Annotated in this window: 20 protein-coding genes and 1 pseudogene; 11 read left to right on the top strand and 10 right to left on the bottom strand. The window is 45.0% G+C overall.

Annotated features, from left to right (window positions below; genetic code table 11):
* Positions 1-6 precede the first annotated feature (6 nt).
* From truD to rpoS, 5 genes and pseudogenes are all read left to right on the top strand, one after another.
* Complete coding sequence (truD, locus tag TW84_RS22215) at positions 7-1,050, top strand: tRNA pseudouridine(13) synthase TruD (RefSeq protein ID WP_045977792.1); 1,044 nt, start codon at positions 7-9, stop codon at positions 1,048-1,050.
* A gap of 14 nt (positions 1,051-1,064) precedes the next feature.
* Positions 1,065-1,808, top strand: coding sequence for a 5'/3'-nucleotidase SurE (gene surE / locus TW84_RS22210; RefSeq protein ID WP_205622509.1), 744 nt, complete (start codon positions 1,065-1,067; stop codon positions 1,806-1,808).
* A gap of 2 nt (positions 1,809-1,810) precedes the next feature.
* The gene (locus TW84_RS22205; RefSeq protein ID WP_045977790.1) at positions 1,811-2,437 is read left to right on the top strand and encodes a protein-L-isoaspartate(D-aspartate) O-methyltransferase; all 627 of its coding nucleotides are present in this window, start codon (positions 1,811-1,813) and stop codon (positions 2,435-2,437) included.
* A 2-nt stretch (positions 2,438-2,439) separates the two neighbouring features.
* Positions 2,440-3,351, top strand: coding sequence for a murein hydrolase activator NlpD (nlpD, locus tag TW84_RS22200; RefSeq protein ID WP_045977789.1), 912 nt, complete (start codon positions 2,440-2,442; stop codon positions 3,349-3,351).
* Positions 3,352-3,417: 66 nt separating this feature from the next.
* A pseudogene (gene rpoS, locus TW84_RS22195) lies at positions 3,418-4,401 on the top strand (RNA polymerase sigma factor RpoS).
* Positions 4,402-4,495: 94 nt separating this feature from the next.
* On the opposite strand, the gene TW84_RS22190 reads toward rpoS, so the two are convergent.
* Together TW84_RS22190 and TW84_RS22185 are read right to left on the bottom strand one after the other, a co-directional pair.
* Complete coding sequence (locus TW84_RS22190) at positions 4,496-5,773, bottom strand: HlyC/CorC family transporter (protein WP_045977788.1); 1,278 nt, start codon at positions 5,771-5,773, stop codon at positions 4,496-4,498.
* A 122-nt stretch (positions 5,774-5,895) separates the two neighbouring features.
* Positions 5,896-6,690, bottom strand: a complete 795-nt coding sequence (locus tag TW84_RS22185) for a cytochrome C assembly family protein (RefSeq protein WP_045977787.1) — start codon at positions 6,688-6,690, stop codon at positions 5,896-5,898.
* 207 nt (positions 6,691-6,897) lie between these two features.
* On the opposite strand from TW84_RS22185, the gene ffh reads away from it, so the two are divergent.
* The 5 genes from ffh to rplS all read left to right on the top strand — a co-directional run bounded on the left by ffh (position 6,898) and on the right by rplS (position 10,482).
* Positions 6,898-8,280, top strand: coding sequence for a signal recognition particle protein (ffh, locus tag TW84_RS22180; RefSeq protein WP_045977786.1), 1,383 nt, complete (start codon positions 6,898-6,900; stop codon positions 8,278-8,280).
* 209 nt (positions 8,281-8,489) lie between these two features.
* Positions 8,490-8,738, top strand: coding sequence for a 30S ribosomal protein S16 (gene rpsP / locus TW84_RS22175; protein ID WP_005438039.1), 249 nt, complete (start codon positions 8,490-8,492; stop codon positions 8,736-8,738).
* A 29-nt stretch (positions 8,739-8,767) separates the two neighbouring features.
* Positions 8,768-9,316: a ribosome maturation factor RimM gene (gene rimM, locus TW84_RS22170; RefSeq protein WP_045977785.1), complete on the top strand. Its 549-nt coding sequence runs from the start codon at positions 8,768-8,770 to the stop codon at positions 9,314-9,316.
* A 27-nt stretch (positions 9,317-9,343) separates the two neighbouring features.
* On the top strand, positions 9,344-10,087 hold the full coding sequence (gene trmD / locus TW84_RS22165; protein ID WP_045977784.1) for a tRNA (guanosine(37)-N1)-methyltransferase TrmD: 744 nt from the start codon (positions 9,344-9,346) through the stop codon (positions 10,085-10,087).
* A gap of 41 nt (positions 10,088-10,128) precedes the next feature.
* Complete coding sequence (gene rplS, locus TW84_RS22160; protein WP_045977783.1) at positions 10,129-10,482, top strand: 50S ribosomal protein L19; 354 nt, start codon at positions 10,129-10,131, stop codon at positions 10,480-10,482.
* 483 nt (positions 10,483-10,965) lie between these two features.
* Here rplS and yacG read toward each other — a convergent pair whose 3' ends face one another.
* The 8 genes from yacG to nadC all read right to left on the bottom strand — a co-directional run bounded on the left by yacG (position 10,966) and on the right by nadC (position 17,982).
* Positions 10,966-11,160 carry a DNA gyrase inhibitor YacG gene (gene yacG, locus TW84_RS22155; protein ID WP_045977782.1) on the bottom strand — a complete coding sequence of 65 codons (195 nt, stop codon included), beginning with the start codon at positions 11,158-11,160 and terminating at the stop codon, positions 10,966-10,968.
* A gap of 51 nt (positions 11,161-11,211) precedes the next feature.
* Entirely contained in the window at positions 11,212-11,952 is a 741-nt protein-coding gene (gene zapD / locus TW84_RS22150; protein WP_045977781.1) for a cell division protein ZapD, read from the bottom strand.
* 33 nt (positions 11,953-11,985) lie between these two features.
* Positions 11,986-12,594, bottom strand: coding sequence for a dephospho-CoA kinase (gene coaE, locus TW84_RS22145; protein WP_045977780.1), 609 nt, complete (start codon positions 12,592-12,594; stop codon positions 11,986-11,988).
* Position 12,595: 1 nt separating this feature from the next.
* Positions 12,596-13,465 carry a prepilin peptidase gene (locus TW84_RS22140; protein ID WP_045977779.1) on the bottom strand — a complete coding sequence of 290 codons (870 nt, stop codon included), beginning with the start codon at positions 13,463-13,465 and terminating at the stop codon, positions 12,596-12,598.
* Between the two features lie 46 nt (positions 13,466-13,511).
* Entirely contained in the window at positions 13,512-14,747 is a 1,236-nt protein-coding gene (locus TW84_RS22135) for a type II secretion system F family protein (RefSeq protein WP_045977778.1), read from the bottom strand.
* Positions 14,744-16,417: a type IV-A pilus assembly ATPase PilB gene (gene pilB / locus TW84_RS22130; protein WP_045977777.1), complete on the bottom strand. Its 1,674-nt coding sequence runs from the start codon at positions 16,415-16,417 to the stop codon at positions 14,744-14,746. Before pilB ends, TW84_RS22135 begins: the two co-directional genes overlap by 4 nt.
* Positions 16,417-16,854, bottom strand: a complete 438-nt coding sequence (locus tag TW84_RS22125; RefSeq protein ID WP_045977833.1) for a pilin — start codon at positions 16,852-16,854, stop codon at positions 16,417-16,419. Before TW84_RS22125 ends, pilB begins: the two co-directional genes overlap by 1 nt.
* Before the next feature lie 240 nt (positions 16,855-17,094).
* Positions 17,095-17,982 (bottom strand): carboxylating nicotinate-nucleotide diphosphorylase, encoded by an 888-nt coding sequence (nadC, locus tag TW84_RS22120; RefSeq protein WP_045977776.1) that lies wholly within the window; start codon positions 17,980-17,982, stop codon positions 17,095-17,097.
* Positions 17,983-18,113: 131 nt separating this feature from the next.
* Between nadC and ampD the strand changes: the two genes are divergently transcribed.
* Positions 18,114-18,659: a 1,6-anhydro-N-acetylmuramyl-L-alanine amidase AmpD gene (ampD, locus tag TW84_RS22115; RefSeq protein ID WP_045977775.1), complete on the top strand. Its 546-nt coding sequence runs from the start codon at positions 18,114-18,116 to the stop codon at positions 18,657-18,659.
* Positions 18,660-18,902 lie beyond the last annotated feature (243 nt).

Raw genomic sequence — 18,902 nt, 5'->3', positions numbered from 1 at the left:
AGCATTATGACTGACATTTTATCTTCACTTGCCTATTTGAATGGAAAACCTCAAGCAACGGGGAAGTTGAAAGCCCAGCCGCAGCATTTTCAGGTTAACGAGGATCTTGGTTTTGCCTTTACGGGTGAAGGAGAGCATCTGATGGTGCGTATCCGTAAGACGGGAGAGAACACCAGCTTCGTTGCAAATGAACTGGCTAAAGCCTGTGGCGTGAAATCGAAAGATGTCAGCTGGGCTGGTTTAAAAGATCGTCATGCTGTGACTGAGCAGTGGTTAAGTGTACATCTGCCTAAAGGGGATACTCCTGATTTCACAGCGTTTCTTAGTCAACATCCAAGTATTGAGATTGTCGAAACCAGCCGCCACAACAAAAAATTACGTCCGGGTGACTTAATCGGTAACGATTTTATCATCACGTTGACTGAGGTAAGTGATGTCGAAGATGTAATTGTGCGACTTGACTCAATCCGTCAACACGGTGTGCCAAACTATTTTGGTAGTCAGCGTTTCGGGAACAATGGTAATAATCTCAATGAAGCAAGACGTTGGGGACGTGATAATGTACGCACTCGAAATCAAAACAAAAGAAGTTTGTATCTTTCGGCAGCACGCTCGTGGATCTTCAACAACATAGTGTCACAGCGAATTGAACAAGACGTGTTTAATCTGGCTGTAGAAGGTGATTGCATTCAGACATCTGAGGGAATTGTTAGTGCTGAATCAGAAGCAATGGCAGAACTTAACGAGGCCATTAAGCAAGGCGATGCTCAGATCACGGCAGCGATGGCGGGTGACAATGCTTTGCCCACTACAGAGAAGGCTCTAGTATTGGAACAGCCTCATCTGGATGCGGAGCCTGACTTGATGGCTCTGATTCGCGGAAATCGCATGCGTCATGATCGTCGTCCTGTAGCGCTAAAACCTCAGGATCTTTCCTGGAGTGTTGAGCAGGACACAATAACATTGCGATTCTCTTTGGATGCTGGCTGCTTCGCCACCGCAATCATTCGTGAGCTTATTCAGGAACAGGAAGTGGAGCGCAGCTACTAATGAGTGAGAAAGCGATTAAAATTCTTTTGAGCAATGATGATGGTGTACATGCTGAGGGGATCCGTGTTTTGGCTGAAGCATTGAGCGATCTTGCCGATATTACCATTGTTGCACCTGACCGAAATCGCTCTGGAGCATCAAACTCACTGACGTTGGAACAACCTCTGCGCGTCAATGAGTTATCAGCAGGTAACTATTCTGTGCAGGGAACTCCAACCGATTGTGTGCACTTTGCGTTAAACGAACTAATGAAAGATGACCTACCAGATTTAGTACTGTCTGGTATTAACCATGGTGCCAACCTAGGTGATGATGTGTTGTATTCAGGGACAGTAGCAGCGGCTATGGAAGGTCACTTTCTAGGAGTGCAGTCGATTGCTTTCTCATTGGTTGGGAATACACATTTTACGACGGCCGCTCACATTGCTCGTCATCTTGTCGAACAGCACCTAGCGTCACCGATCCCAACCAATCGACTTTTGAACGTCAATATTCCGGACGTGCCACTTGAAGACTTAAAAGAAATCAGAGTTACTCGTTTAGGTGCGCGTCATCACGCAGAAGCGATGATCAAGCAGCAAGATCCTCGAGGTCATGATATTTATTGGCTAGGGCCTCCAGGCAAAGAGCAAGATGCCGGTGAAGGAACTGATTTTTATGCCATTGAGCAAGGCTATGTATCTCTGACCCCGCTACAAGTGGATCTCACGGCTCACGAGTCGTTGTTAAGTATGGGCAATTGGTTGAAGGACAAATAATCATGACGAATCCACATGCCGGCAGATTGATCGATTTTCTGGTCGCCAGTGGCATTCAGGATCAAAAAGTGCTTGAGGCAATTTACGCTTTGCCGAGAGAACGGTTTGTTTCTCAGGCTATGGTACATCAAGCGTATGATAATAATGCGTTACCTATTGGTCAGGGACAAACCATTTCTCAGCCTTACATTGTAGCCAAGATGACAGAAGCGCTTGAGCTTAGTCAAAACAGTAAAGTTCTGGAAGTGGGGACGGGGTCCGGTTACCAGACAGCTGTTTTGGCTCAGTTGGTAGGACACGTTTATTCCATAGAGCGTATAAAATCCCTCCAATGGGAGGCTAAGCGTCGGCTCAAACAGTTAGATATTTATAACGTGTCGACCAAGCACGGGGATGGTTGGCAAGGATGGGCAACAAAAGGACCTTTTGACGCTATTATTGTCACTGCGGCAGCCGCTTCTGTTCCTCCTGTATTGCTTGAGCAACTGACTGAAGGAGGGGTTCTAGTGATTCCTGTCGGTGAAGATGTTCAGCAGTTACTCAAGATCACTCGCCAAGGTGAAGCGTTCTTGTCCCAAATTATTGAAGATGTACGTTTTGTTCCCCTGATTGCTGGTGAACTTGCTTAACTATGAAATGTTGGTCTAAGTTTATTCCTGTTGTGGCCTTAAGTAGCATACTGATTGGATGTGCTGCTCACTCCCCTGCGCCAGTTTCAGGTCTCAACAAAGACTACAGTTCAATTTCTCGCGGTAGCTACCGAGGTAGCTACTATCAGGTCAATAAAGGTGACACTCTTTACTTTATTGCGTACGTCACAGATAAAGATGTAAAAGACATCATTCGTTACAATGGCTTAACAGCTCCTTACACCATTTTTCCTGGGCAAAAACTGAAACTTTGGCAGCCTGCCTATACCCCTCCAGCGTACGGTAGTACAGGCATAGGTGCGGTATCTACCCCTGTTGTTGTCGCTGTAGCCTCTGCACCTAGTATAAATTCGAGTAAAAACTCGAATCAATCACTTAACGCTGATAGTACACAAAGTAAACAAAAAGTGGTTAAAAAAGATCCAGTTAAGAAGGTTGATCAATCAAAGTCAAAGGAGTATGTTGGTTCTAAAAGTAAACAAAAAGTTAACAAACCAGTCAGTAGCTCAAAACCAAAGAATGATAAAATCTCAAAGTGGTTGTGGCCAACAAAAGGGAGGATAATCAAAAACTTCTCAGCTGGAGACCAAGGTAATAAAGGCATCGACATTGCAGGACAGCGAGGTCAGTCGATATCGTCTACAGCTAGTGGCACCGTCGTTTATTCGGGTAACGCGCTGCGTGGGTATGGTAATCTTGTGATTATCAAACATAACGATAATTACCTCAGTGCTTATGCGCATAATGAACGGTTGCTCGTACACGAAGGACAAAGTGTAAAAGCAGGCCAGAAAATCGCAACGATGGGCAGTTCTGGAACCAACAGTGTTCGTCTACACTTTGAAATTCGCTACCAAGGTAAGTCGGTGAATCCAAAACGCTACTTACCATAATACTTAATAGGTATATAGCGACATTAGAAGTAGTAATGTCTTGCTAGCTCGCCAGGGGGAGGCGCTATGAGTATCAGCAATACAGCAACGAAAGTCGAAGAGTTTGAGCTTGAACCTACAATGGAATCTGTTCAGGCAGTTGAACTGACTACCACCAACCGTACCCAAGCCGAGGAAAACAAAGAGGAGTTCGATGTTTCCACTAAAAGTTTGGATGCCACTCAACTTTATTTAGGAGAAATTGGTTTTTCTCCACTACTCACTGCAGAAGAAGAAGTCTTGTACGCCCGACGCGCCTTGAGAGGCGATGAAGCCGCGCGCAAACGTATGATTGAGAGTAATCTTCGCTTGGTGGTGAAAATATCCCGTCGATACAGTAACCGTGGTCTTGCTCTGCTTGATTTGATCGAAGAGGGCAATCTTGGACTGATACGAGCTGTTGAGAAATTTGATCCTGAAAGAGGTTTTAGATTCTCAACCTACGCAACGTGGTGGATTCGTCAAACCATTGAGCGAGCTCTTATGAACCAGACCCGAACTATTCGTCTTCCAATCCATGTCGTCAAAGAGCTGAACATTTATCTCCGCACTGCTCGTGAGTTATCACAAAAACTTGACCATGAACCGACGGCAGAAGAGATTGCAACACAGCTTGATAAGCCAGTTGATGATGTCAGTAAGATGCTACGCCTTAATGAACGTATTAGTTCAGTCGATACACCAATTGGTGGGGATGGTGAGAAAGCCCTATTAGACATTATTCCCGATGTAAATAACTCAGACCCAGAGGTATCCACACAAGATGATGATATCAAGTCCTCATTGATCGATTGGTTGGATGAACTTAATCCGAAGCAAAAAGAAGTGCTTGCTCGCTGATTCGGACTACTAGGGTATGAACCGTCGACACTGGAAGAAGTAGGCCGCGAAATCAATTTGACTCGTGAGCGTGTGCGTCAAATTCAGGTCGAAGGCTTACGCCGCCTAAGAGAGATACTGATCAAACAGGGGCTGAACATGGAAAACCTTTTCAGTATTAACGAAGAGTAAATCACCCTCAGATAAATGACAAAGCCTTGGCATTGCCAAGGCTTTATTATTTGTACCGTGGTGTACTCTTACATGTGTTCCGAAAGCTAACTTGTCAATTTCCTTGATTAGCGTTACTTGGGAATACTTTGACGAGTTTAATACGGTTCTCTTCTAACTCGACGATTTCCATTGGATGCCCTGACACTTGAACACTCAAGTGGCTTTCAGGAATATCCTCTAAATGCTCAAGGATCAAACCATTCAATGTACGAGGGCCGTCAGTCGGTAGCTTCCACATTAAACCTTTGTTGATATCGCGAATATTGGCACTGCCTTCAATTAAGAAGCTGCCATCACCTTGTGGGGTGATTTCTTCAGACAAACTTGGTGCAATAGAGGTAGTAAACTCACCAACGATTTCTTCCAGAATGTCCTCGAGAGTAATTAAACCTATGATATCACCGTACTCGTTAACGATTAGGCCAATTCGCTCCTTATTGCGTTGGAACTTCAGTAACTGAATATTGAGTGGTGTGCTTTCTGGAATAAAGTAAACTTCATCTGCTGCTCGAAGGAGTGTTTCTTTATTGAACTCATTCTTTTCCAGCATCAAACGATAGGACTCTCGCAAGCGAAGCATGCCGACGACTTCATCAATTTGATCACGGTAGAGAACAACTCGGCCGTGAGGGGAGTGGGTCAGCTGGCGAACAATCGATTTCCAATCGTCATTGATATCGATACCAGTAACCTCATTTCTTGGCACCATGATGTCGTTCACTGTCACATGTTCAAGATCAAGGATTGAGATCAGCATATCCTGGTGTCGCCTTGGGATCAGACTACCTGCTTCATTAACAACGGTGCGTAATTCTTCTGAACTGAGGTGGTCATCGCCACCGTGACTCGCTCGTATTCCAAGTAATCGAATAAAACCATTGGTGATGAAGTTAACTAGCATAACTAGTGGTGACAGGAGTTTCATCAGGATACTGAGAAGAATGCTACTAGCGTAAGATACCCGTTCTGGGTAGAGCGCCGCCAGTGTTTTAGGTGTGACTTCGGCAAAGACAAGAATAACCATGGTTAACGCACCAGTGGCAATAGCGACACCGATGTCCCCGTATAAACGCATACCGAGAATTGTTGCGATAGCAGAGGCGAGAATGTTGACTAGGTTATTGCCGATCAGAATCAAGCCAATCAAACGATCAGGGCGATCTAGAAGCTTCTCAACCCGTTTTGCTCCTTTGTGTCCATTGTTCGCAAGGTGCTTAAGGCGATACCGATTCAGAGCCATCATGCCAGTCTCTGAACCTGAGAAATATCCTGAAATAACAATCAGACACGCGAGTAGCGCAAACAAGATACCCGTTGATATGTCGTCCAAAACTTATCTTTTCCTTTTGATGTTTGATTAATTTATGACCTAACTAAAGCGCCAAGTCAATCTCAGGTAGTGGGCAGGGTATTGTAAAAGAAAGGTGCATTATATGCACCTGTGAATATCAATTAGTTAAGAATGATCTCGCGAACAAAGCGACTACCGAAGTAGGCAAGCGTTAATAAAGTTGCTCCAGCAACGGCAAACCATGTAACTTTGCGGCCACGCCATCCTTTCTGATAGTGGCCCCATAGAAGAACTGAATACACTACCCAGGCAATGAAAGATAAAATACCTTTGTGCGCTTTACCTTGGGCAAACATATCTTGAACAAAGATAAAACCAGTAATCAGTGTGCCTGTAAGAAGCATGTTTCCGACTAAGATAATTTTAAACAGCTGTCGTTCAACCATTAAAAGTGGTGGCAAATTGGGGTTGATCACTAAGGCTTTTTTCGTCTTAAGCTTATGATCTAACCACGCTAGCTGCAGGGCATACAAGGCACCTATGGTTAATGTTGAGTATGAGAATAGTGCCAACGAAATGTGGATAAGCAGTTTAGGATCTTGTTCAAGATGCGTAATAAAGGTACTGGGTAAAAAAGAGGCTGCAGAAAGGTTGATTGCCGCAAAACTATATACCACGGGCAGTAAGAACCAAAGACGTGTTTTAAGCATTGCTATGCTTAAGACCAGAGAAATAATAAAGCTAATCAGCGAGGCGACGTTGAGGATGCTAAGATTTTGTCCCGAACCTTCGATAATAAGATCGCTCAATAACCAGGCATGAAAAACGAGCGCTAAAAAAGCACTGATCAAAACCGTTTTGGTTCGGATCCCTGTTTGGTGCACAAGGCCTGGTACTATGGTTGCTATTGCTAAAAAATAAAGCACGGCAGCAGCAACGGCAATTAAGTTGTCCATTCTTCTCTAAAGATCTGGTGAATTTTTAGCAAATTATACCCTGCATCAACAGCTTGAGCTATGACTTATCTCCCTGATTTTGTGTTGAGTGAGAGATCAAATGTTATTGCAGTCGTGCAAAGGAGGGACTGGCTAAGGTATACTCACAGTAATTTGTCGTCGTTTTAGGGCGACTGCACTGTAGGTCGCTCAGGTAAAGAGACTAAGATGTTTGATAATTTAACGGATCGATTATCCAAAACGCTGAAGAACATCAGCGGCAAAGGTCGTTTGACCGAAGACAATATTAAAGACACTTTACGTGAAGTGCGCATGGCATTGCTTGAGGCGGATGTCGCTCTTCCGGTTGTACGTGATTTTGTTAAGCGCGTAAAAGAAGGTGCTGTGGGCGTAGAGGTTTCTAAGTCTCTTACGCCTGGCCAAGAGTTCATTAAGATTGTTCAATCTGAACTTGAAGCTGTTATGGGGGAGTCCAATGAAGCTCTGAATCTTGCAGCACAGCCGCCAGCTGTGATTTTAATGGCAGGTTTGCAAGGTGCGGGTAAAACTACCTCGGTTGGTAAGCTTTCTAAGCTGCTTAAAGAGAGAGACAAGAAGAAAGTCTTGGTTGTTTCTGCGGACGTTTATCGCCCAGCGGCGATCAAACAGTTAGAAACGCTTGCTTCAGACATTGGTGTCGATTTCTTCCCATCTTCGCCCGATCAAAAGCCGATTGATATTGCCAACGCGGCGATAGACCATGCGAAGAAGAAATTTTATGACGTTCTCCTCGTCGATACTGCGGGTCGCCTAGCGATCGATGAGCAGATGATGGGTGAGATCCAAGAGCTTCACTCTACGATTGATCCTGTTGAAACCTTGTTTGTTGTCGATGCGATGACAGGTCAGGATGCCGCAAACACGGCTAAAGCCTTTGGCGACGCGTTACCACTGACAGGTGTTATCTTAACCAAAGTAGATGGTGATGCGCGCGGCGGTGCTGCACTTTCGGTTCGTCATATCACAGGTAAACCAATTAAGTTCTTAGGTGTTGGTGAAAAAACCGATGCGCTAGAACCATTCCACCCAGATCGTGTTGCTTCACGTATTCTTGGCATGGGTGACGTCCTGTCGCTTATCGAAGACCTACAACGCAATGTGGATACTGAGAAAGCAGAGAAACTAGCCAAGAAGTTCAAAGAGAAGAAAGGTTTCGACCTTGAAGACTTTCGTGAACAACTTGGCCAGATGCAGAATATGGGTGGCATGATGGGTATGATGGACAAGCTGCCAGGTATGAGCAATTTGCCAGACAACGTCAAAGATAAAGTTGATGACAAGATGTTTAAGCAAATGGAAGCCATTATCAATTCCATGACCATGAAAGAGCGTCAACGCCCTGAGTTGATTAAAGGCTCACGTAAGAAACGTATTGCCGCGGGCTCTGGTACTCAGGTTCAGGATGTTAACCGATTACTCAAGCAATTCACTCAGATGCAGAAAATGATGAAGAAAATGCAGAAGGGTGGAATGAAAGGCATGATGCGCAACATGCAAGGCATGATGGGTGGCATGGGTGGAGGCGGTGGCTTCAATCCCTTCGGACGCTAATTTCATCCGGCAACGAAAAAATTCAAGGTGTTAGCTGAGTCACAAACTCTAATCTCATTTTATGGTGGTGAAAAAGTAGCTAAATGCCTTGCATTGCTCCGGAATAAGAGTAAAATTCCGGAGCTTTATTTTGGCACGAGACCCCAAACTGTTTTTCATTGAGCAGTTCCTGGGGTTAATTTTATTTTTGAGAAAGCAAAGAGGACGACATGGTAACCATTCGTTTGGCACGTCACGGCGCTAAGAAGCGTCCATTTTATCAAATCGTAGTAGCGGACAGCCGCAATGCTGCAACTGGCCGTTTCATCGAGAAAGTTGGTTTCTTCAACCCAACGGCTAAAGGTCAAGAAGAAGGTCTACGTCTAGACCTAGATCGCGTTAACCACTGGGTTGGTCAAGGCGCATCTCTATCTGACCGCGTAGCTAAGCTAGTTAAAGACGCTCAAAAAGCGGCTTAATTCTTAATTTAAGAAGTAGTAATTAGCTTATGTCGATGAAAGGTAATGAAACAATGAGCAGCGAGAAGATTGTTGTAGGTAAGTTTGGTGCTACTTACGGCATTCGTGGCTGGCTTAAAGTTTTTTCCTACACAGACAATACTGAAAGCATATTTGATTACGCACCTTGGTTTATCAACCAGAAAGGTGAGTGGGTTGAGCGAAAAGTAGAAAGCTGGAAGCGCCATAACAAAGGTTTGGTGGTAAAGCTGGAAGGTTTGGATGTGCGCGAAGAAGCGCAATTACTGACTAACTTTGAAATCGCAATTGACCCTGCGGTACTGCCAGAATTGCCAGAAGATGAGTTCTACTGGCGTGATTTGATTGGAATGCAGGTTGTAACTGATAACGGTTATGACTTGGGCACGGTCTCTGACATGCTTGAAACTGGTTCCAACGATGTTTTGGTTGTTAAAGCAAATTTGAAAGATGCTTTTGGGCAAAAGGAACGATTAATTCCGTTCCTTGAAGAGCAAGTGATCAAGTTGATTGATCGTGAAGCTCAACGGATCGAAGTTGACTGGGATCCTGGATTCTAAACTCCAAATTACCAGAGCGAGATAGACATGTGGGTTGGCGTAATTAGCCTATTTCCTGAAATGTTCCGTTCTGTTACTGATTTTGGAGTAACAGGTCAAGCGGTTAAGAAAGGTCTCTTGTCGATTAAGACTTGGAATCCTCGTGATTTCACTTACGACAAGCATCGAACTGTCGATGATAGGCCTTATGGTGGTGGCCCAGGTATGCTCATGATGGTTCAGCCTTTGCGCGATGCTATCCATACCGCTAAGCAAGCCTCACCGGGTAAGACGAAAGTTATTTACCTATCACCTCAAGGTCGTAAACTCGACCAGAAAGGGGTGGAAGAGCTGGCAACAAATGAGAATCTACTTCTGATTTGCGGCCGCTATGAAGGGGTAGATGAGCGTATCATCCAATCAGAGGTTGACGAAGAATGGTCAATCGGAGATTTCGTGATGACGGGTGGAGAGATTCCAGCCATGACGCTAATCGACTCGGTATCTCGGTTTATTCCTGGGGTGCTGGGTGATTTCGCGTCAGCAGAAGAAGATTCTTTTGCCAATGGCTTATTGGATTGTCCACATTATACGCGTCCCGAAGTGTTAGACGGAGAAGAAGTACCAGCGGTGCTCAAATCCGGTAACCACAAGGACATTCGTCGTTGGCGGCTCAAGCAGTCGTTAGGCCGCACCTGGATAAGAAGACCAGAGCTCCTGGAAAACCTAGCTCTGACTGACGAACAGGAACTATTACTCGCTGAGTTCATTAAAGAATGTAAAGCGAAGTAACCTATTAAATTTAGTATCAGTTTATTCTAGGAATATTGAAAATGAGTAACATCATCAAGGCTCTTGAAGAAGAGCAAATGAAAAAAGACCTGCCTAACTTTGCACCTGGTGACACAGTTGTTGTTCAAGTTAAGGTAAAAGAAGGTGATCGTGAGCGTCTACAGGCTTTTGAAGGCGTTGTAATCGGTATTCGTAACCGAGGTCTACACTCTGCATTCACTGTACGTAAGATTTCTAACGGTGAAGGCGTAGAGCGTACGTTCCAAACTCACTCTCCAATGGTTGATAGCATTGAAGTTAAACGCCGCGGTGCAGTACGTCGTGCCAAACTGTACTACCTACGTGAGCGTTCTGGTAAGTCAGCTCGTATTAAAGAGAAACTTGCTAAGAAGTAATGCTATAACTAGCGTTCTCATAGTATTAGCGGAGACCAATCGGTCTCCGCTTTTTCTGCGCTTGGCTTCGGAAAGCTGGAACGGACTACGTCCTATGGAGAGCGGGAGCGCTTCGCTTTTGGAAAGCGGGATCGGGCTTCGCCCTGCGAGGGGAAGGTCGCAGTTGTATTCCGTCATTCCCTAGACTGACGCAGGAAGGAGTAGGGAATCTCAATAAGTCAGCGACTAGCTTGAAGAGATCCCCAACTCGTTCGTACCTCACTCTTGAGGATGGCGTGGTAAATTATTGAAATAAAAGGATTGATACTAAGTGCCAACCCTCTAATAGTTATCCACTTATCCACTTATCCACTTATCCACTTATCCACTTATCCACTTATCCAGTTATCCAAAAAACAAAAAAGGCGATGTTCTAATCACATCAGCTTTTCTATAATCCCGTAGCGCAGCGTTCTCGACTCTCGAGCGAAGCGTTCCTTACTTTCAGTACTGCTCTTCAGACCAACCGTCAGAGTCGGACATATCCGGTGCACCTGGTATGCTGTTCTCTTCATCAGCCCATTCACCAAAGTCGATCATTTGGCATTGTTTGCTACAGAATGGACGAAAAGGGCTTTGCTCTCCCCACTCGACGTCTGTACTGCATTTTGGGCAGGGAACGGTGGTAATTTTAGACATGGGATTATCTCTGAAAATGTTGAACGTTGAGCGAGTATAGTGCCATTTAAGCTAGCTACAAACTGCCAGACGGAAGTGAATATTATCGACGGAAGCTTGTCCCGAAGTAAAGTTGATAAACTTAATTGCAAAACGGTTTTTATGGCCGGAAATCATTGGGAAAACACCGTATTGCATTGGGATTTCGAGGCGCAGAATATTGGCATCTTCTGCATCACTTTGGTAAAAGCCTGCCGTAGCTTCTTGTGGTTGGAAGTGGCCAGTTTCACGGGTTAAGCGCAACCAAAGCTTGAGTGCGTCTGTTAGAGGTTGAAGTGTATCTAGCCATAGATTGGTGTCTTTGGTTTTTTGCTCTACCGGTAAGTGCAGCCAGTGGTGAAGAGCTGGTAAGTCAAAGCAGCATGATCCACCAGGCAAGTTGAATCGTTGGCGAATAGCACTGAGAAAGCGATCTTCTTTAAGACTTTGACCAAAACGTTCAGCCGTCATCAAGGCACTGTGAACATGGTCAACTTCGTTAAGAACACCGCTGAGCATTTGTTGGTCTACACCGTCAACATCCAACCAAGAGCGGTAAGTTAGGCGCTGCTTCTCTATGTCTTTAGCAAGCTCACTTTTAAGTTGTATCTGTTCGAATATCTCCAGAAGATCAAACAAAGAACGGAAAAACAAGAGATGCTGCATGTCATCGTTAAATTGAGAAGAAACGCTTAACTGATTCAATAACGCTTCAACGCGTAAATATATGCGAGTTTTCTCATTTAACGGATGTTCAAAAAAGTGCGTTGTCATTACATGCGGCCTTAGGTTCTTCTTTCTTTATTCTCACCGATTTTCACTACACATTTCTAGGTACTTTTGGTGCAATTCTGTGATTTGAGGCAAAAGTTCTTCGTTTGTTGCGTTATTTTTAATCACATCGTCTGCGATAGCCAGTCGTTGCGAACGGCTGGCTTGAGCCGCTAAGATTGAGTCAACCTGTTCAACAGGAACCTGATCTCTATCCATTGTTCTTTGGCGCTGCGTTTGCTCATCTACATCAACAACTAACACTCGATTTGTTAGGCTTTGCAGGTTATTTTCGACCATTAACGGGATAACCAGTAAAGCGTAAGGAGACGAGACTTTGGTAATATCAGCACGCATTTTTCGACGAATCATGGGATGCAGCAGCTGGTTGAGCCATGTTTTTTCCTCATCACTGGTAAAAATGTATTCTCTAAGTTTAGCTCGGTTTAGAGTCCCGTCTGCCAGTAAAATGTTAGAACCGTATCGTTCTTCGATAGCTTTCAGTCCCTCACCACCTGGCTCCACCACTTCTCGAGCAACGATATCTGCATCGACGATTTCAATACCATAAAGATCATGAAAAAGGTTGGCTACAGTCGTTTTCCCGCTAGCAATACCGCCTGTTAGGCCGATAACAAAAGGCATATCAGATCCCCAAAACTTGTGTGAAGTACCAATGTACGATGTTTTCTCCCCACATCACACTGATCCACCCCGCAATAGCAAGATAAGGACCAAATGGGAACGCTTTGTCGATGCCTTGGTTTCTGAGTCGCAATTGAATGAGACCGAACATTAGGCCAACTAATGAAGAGAGAAGAACAATAACAGGTAAATACTGCCAACCTAACCACGCGCCGAGAGCAGCAAGCAGCTTGAAATCACCATAACCCATCCCCTCTTTACCCGTAAGAAGTTTGAACCCCCAGTATACGGACCACAGGCATAAGTAGCCTACCATTGCTCCAATCACTGAGTCTTGTAAAGAGACTGGGCTAAAGCCCAACAATGACAGGGCTATTCCAGACCAAATCAGTGGTAAAGTTAATTGGTCAGGCAATAGCATGGTGTCGAGGTCGATAAATGTTGCAGCGATTAAAGCGAAGGTAAAGAATAACAGAGCGACAGTAAATACGCTGAGTTCGAATTGGTAAGCGATCGCAAAACTCATTAACCCTGAAACCAGTTCAACGATAGGATAGCGTGGGTTGATAACATGTTGGCAAAAACGACATTTCCCTCGTAAAGCCAACCAACTCAGTAACGGTATGTTGTCAATATTGCGTATTTGAGTGTCGCAGTTTGGGCACGTTGATCTGGGGATGCTGAGGTTATAAGTGCCTTGTGGCGGTTGAATGCCATACTCAGGGAAGCTTTCAGAACACTCTTGGCGCCACTCTCTTTCCATCATTTTAGGTAAGCGATGAATGACGACGTTGAGAAAGCTGCCTATGATAAGGCCAAAAAGAGTCGCTAGAGTTGGAAACAACCACGGATAATAGTTAAAGAGTTCCATAAAAATTCAGTTAGTGCTTATGTCGTCTTGAGTCGAGGCAGATATACTATCCCATTATGTTCATTAAGTTAAAGATAGGTAGATACATAGCAATTACCAAACTTCCTACCAAACCGCCTAGCACTAAAATTAAAATCGGCTCGAGTATTTTTTCAAGGCTTTCAATAGTAGTGTTAATTTCGTCTTCTAACTGCGTCACGACTCTTTCCAGCATTTTATCAAGTTGCCCAGACTCTTCTCCTATCATAATCATTTGCACCATGAGTTCAGGAAAATGCCCTGATTGACGCATAGCGGAGTGCAACGAGACGCCTGAACTAGCTTGTTGGACAATGTGTTCAATCGCTTTTTTATAGTGAGTATTTCTCGTTGTTCGTGCCGCTGTTTCCAAGCTGATAAGGATGGGTAAACCCGATGCTATGCATGTCGACAGTGTATGGCTGAAACGCGCCAGACAACTTTTGATGAACAAACTTCCTATTACAGGCAGGCGTAACTTAGCGCGACTAACCCCGTGTTGGAATTGAGCCGAACCTCTATATAAAAATGTAATGGCGATTGGTATCAGAATAGTGAAAGCAACAATGCTTAAGCTATACCGCTGCACAGTATGTGATAGCCAGAGAACTTGTTGTGTGAACCATGGAAGTTCAGATTGGTATCCGCTAAATAGGGCTTCAAACTCTGGAATAACTTTGGTTAACATCAAAACAGTTACTGCTAAGGCTGTGAACAGTACCAGACTGGGATAGATAGCAGCACATTGAATTCGATGCGTTAGCTGTTCAGTTCTCTCTCTATGTTCAGCTATGCGCTCCAATGAAGCCGCTAAACCCCCAGTTTTTTCGCCCACATTTATAAGATCGAGATATAGTGAGTCAAAACATCGGGATGATTGCCTGAGAGCATCTGTGACCGAGTGACCTGCTTGGAGTTGATGTCTTGTCATCCATAATGTTGCTCTTATCTCAGGGCGTTTTTGGTTTTGCATGATGATTTTAAGTGAGGTGGTAATCGGTAAGCCAGCAGTGAGCATTGTCGCCCACTGGCGTGTGATATGGGTGAGATCTTTGCTGCTAATGCTGTGTTTGAACCGCCAATCGCAGGCGAGTGGCTTCCGACGAATAAAGCGTACATCAATATTGCGCTCGTTGAGTTGTTCCATCACTTGTATGTCGCTGACCGCTAATATTGTTCCTTTTAACCGCCAACCTTTTTGGTTTACACCTTGCCAGTAGTACGACTCCAGTTTGGAAAAAGTACGGGGGGATTCTTTGCTCATAGTGAAAGCTCTGGTAGCACCCGTTGTAGCTCAGCTTGACTAGTCAGCCCCTGTGTCAGTTTTTCTAACCCAGACTGTTGTAGAGTCTGCATCCCTTGCTTCGTTGCTAGTTTCTCAATTTGATGGGGTGTAGCACCCGCCGCTATCATTTCTGCCATTTGGGGTGTGACGGGGAGTATTTCAAACACACCTATTCGTCCAGCGTAGCCTTGATTACAGTAGTGGCAGCCTTCAGGATTAGCTTCAAACACCTGATCTTGTGAAGCAATTGAAGTCAAAGATGCTCGTTTGCATTTAGGACAAAGGCGCCTAACCAATCTTTGAGCAATGACAAGGCTCAGAGCAGCCGCGATATTGAAAGGCTTTACGCCCATGTTCTGCATGCGAAGAACGGCTTCTGATGCTGAGTTAGTGTGGAGAGTGGAAAGCACTAAATGCCCTGTCTGTGAAGCTTTAGTAGCGATGTCGGCTGTTTCAGAATCGCGTATCTCACCGACCATAACCACATCAGGGTCCTGGCGGAGAAAAGCGCGTAGAGCCTGAGCGAAACCAAATCCAATTTTGGGTTGGATCTGAACTTGATTGATTCCAGATAAGTGTATTTCGACGGGGTCCTCTGCTGTGGCAATATTGATATCCTCTTGATTGAGGATATTGAGACCACTGTACAAAGAAAGCGTCTTACCACAACCCGTGGGGCCTGTGATGAGGATCATCCCCTGAGGTTTGGCTAGTGCATGACGATAACATGCACTTTGGGATGGGTTGTAGCCTAAGTGGTCCAACTGTAAGCTAGTGATTCGTTTGTCGAGTAATCGTAGCACAGCTTTCTCACCCCAAATTGTTGGTAAGGTTGAGACTCGTATATCGATATTTTTTGATGGTGATACTGCTAATGTGATACGCCCATCTTGTGGAAGGCGACGCTCTGAAACATCGAGTTTGGCGAGTATTTTCAGTCTGGCAATTAAACGATGAGACAGATGATTAGGAGGCTGCTGAATCTCAATCAGTAAACCATCGCATCTGAACCGAATGCGGAACCAGCCTTTATAAGGTTCAAAGTGAATATCTGAAGCGCGCTTTCGTACGGCATCTAACAGCACTTGATGTATGTAGCGACTGATTGGCGAAGTATCTTGATAAAGAGCTTCATGATCGACGGTTTCTTCTGCTGGGAGCTCGACCAGTTGTTCCAGTTGTTGGGGAGTGAGCTCTTTAAAGTCGTTCCATTTTTCCGATTCTGTATCTCCGTACAAGTTGTGTATTGCATGGGTGATAGTACGTGCATCACACAGAACAAGATTGATTTTCATACCTGTGGCGAAGCGAAAGTCTTGCTCTGGTTCTGCAATGGATGGGTCGATAACTGCCAAAGTCAACTGTTCGTTGTCGATAGTAATAGGCAACGCTGAATGACGACGCACTAGGTCACCAAGCCCAAGATGTTGGCAGCACAGAAAGTAATCGTATGAGTCCAATTTGATAATGGGAAGGTTAAATAACTCGCTTAGTATCGTCGTCAGCTTTTTGGGTGATAGTTGTTCAAGTGAGAGGAGAGCTGTGTAAGCATCAGTTTTACGCTCGCTCATCGTCTTAAGTACATGCAAAGCTTGCTCTTGGTTTATTTTATTTGCTTTTTGCAGCAGCAGGGGTAACTGACTCGTCATTAGCGACTTGGACACCAATTTTGGCTCTCGGTACCGCTACAACTGATTGCCCATGAAATTCCGCTGGTCGAAAAGTCTGACGTTAGAGTCACACTGGCATTGCTCGGCAAGGAGCCTTTCACTCCTGATAGGGCTGCGACAATCACACTCGCGGCTCCACTGGTTTGCGCTTTAACGTAAAAGCCGTTGAAGTTCTGCTGTAGTGGCACGCCATTGTTACCAGAGGTACAGCTAGCTGCTGAGCTATGATTTGTAAGGCAAAGGCTTACTGCTGTTTTCATTGCTGATGTTGCGCTAAGTAGATCGCTGGCGTGAGCACGTTGAGTGTAGTTTTGATAAGCAGGAATGGCGAAGGCAGACAAAATACCAATGATCGCCACGACGATCATCAGCTCTATCAGTGTAAAGCCTCGTGATGTATTGGTGTACGACATCATCATGGTGCTGATTCTCCAGCCTGTTTAAGGGATTTTGCTGAAGGTTAGGTTAGCGAGTGCTGGTCTGGCTATCAGACAGGATAATATACTCGAGAGGAATAGATTCGCTTAATCCAAATCAGACATTAGAATTACACATCTGTGCTGTATGAATTGGTATTTATTGTGTGGTATGGTGGGGCATTTAAAATGCAGAAAGAGAGGCAGTGCCCCCTTTCTGTATCTGTATATCGGTTGGGTTTATTTAAAGCGCATTGACAAATCCATGGCTTTGACGTGCTTGGTTAGAGCGCCAACAGAAATGTAGTCGACACCCGTTTCCGCGTACTCGCGTAGGGTTTCGAGAGTGACATTACCTGAGTTTTCTAGCGCAGCTCGGCCAGCGTTAATCTTCACGGCTTGACGCATCATCTCGGTTGTGAAGTTATCAAGCATGATGATGTCAGCACCAGCTTCTATCGCCTCAGTCAGTTCTTCTAAGCTCTCTGTTTCAACTTCAACAGGTTTACCCGGATTCAACTGTTTAGCATTCTGAATCGTTTGAGCGATGCCGCCGTTGGCAATAATGTGATTCTCTTTAATTAGATAGGCATCGAAAACACCGATACGGTGATTAAAACCACCGCCACACGCTACGGCATATTTTAGCGCGCTGCGTAGGCCAGGGATGGTTTTACGGGTATCTAACAGTCTACAATCTGTGCCTTCGAGATGCTTTGCGTACTCGGCAGTCATCGTGGCGCAACCTGATAGTGTTTGGATAAAGTTCATCGCATTACGTTCACCGGTCAACAGCGCGCGTGAAGGGCCTGATAGGTGACAAAGTATCTGATTAGGCTCAACGACATCACCATCTTGGACATGCCATGTAATCTTTACTTCACCACCCAGTTGCTTGAAGACTTCATCAGCCCATGCTTGACCACAAAATACGCCATGCTCACGGGTAATGATGGTGGCTTCGTTGTGGGCATCAGCAGGGATTAGACTTGCGGTAATATCAGCGCTTGGATCTAAGGTACCACCGAGATCTTCTTTTATGGTTTCGGTCACGGAGCGAGAGATTTCCAGAGGCAAATGCTGTTTCAAATATTCAAGACGTTCTTGGCTATTGTGGGTTTCTTTCATTGCAAATCTAATAGGCAGTTGAACATAAGGTGCGCATGATACGATGACTGTGAAGGAAATTCAGCCATTATTCTGGTATTTCACTGTTGAAAGTCTAAAATCAAGAGCTTAGTAAGCAAAAGGAGACAAATATGATTGATAAAAGTGGTTGGTATCAAGGTGCCAGACATGTCCCGTCTCCCTTTTTCGATCAGCGAACTGATGCAACAGACATCTCCTTGCTGGTGGTGCATAATATCAGCTTGCCACCGGGCCAATTTGGCGGACCATACATCGAGCAGTTCTTTACTGGGCAACTCAACGCTGAAGAGCATCCGTTTTTTAAAGTGATTCATGAGATGGGCGTTTCTGCGCACTGTCTGATAAGGCGTGATGGTGAAGTGGTGCAGTTTGTACCATTCACAGCGAGGGCATGGCATGCTGGCGCTTCAAGTTTTGCGGGGCGAGAAAAGTGCAATGACTATTCGATCGGCATTGAGTTAGAGGGCAGTGACTTTATTACCTACACAGATGAGCAATACCAAGCTTTAACGGAGCTCACCAAGCAGATTCAAGTCAGCTACCCGAAAATCACCTTACCGCGCATTACTGGCCACCAGTACATTGCGCCACTGCGGAAAACCGATCCGGGGTTGGTGTTTGATTGGGGTAGGTTTAGAAAAGGGTTACGCCCTTAGAAATAGGAACGGACTTCGTCCTTCGGGAACGAGCTGCGCTCTATGGTTCGCTTTGCTGCGGGAAAGCTAGATTTGATCCCATAAGAAAAATGGATCAACGTTAGTTATCCAGTTATCTGTCATTCCCTAGACTGACGAAGGAAGGAGTAGGGAATCTCTAAAAGTTCCCTCCTAGCTCAAATAGATCCCCAACTCGCTCGTACCTCACTCTTGAGGATGACCGTAACTGTCTCGTCCTAAAAT

The organism is Vibrio neptunius (genome assembly GCF_000967495.1).
Taxonomy (GTDB): domain Bacteria; phylum Pseudomonadota; class Gammaproteobacteria; order Enterobacterales; family Vibrionaceae; genus Vibrio; species Vibrio neptunius.
Note: the sequence above shows the minus strand (reverse complement) of the source record. Positions and strands in the feature narration are given on the sequence as shown.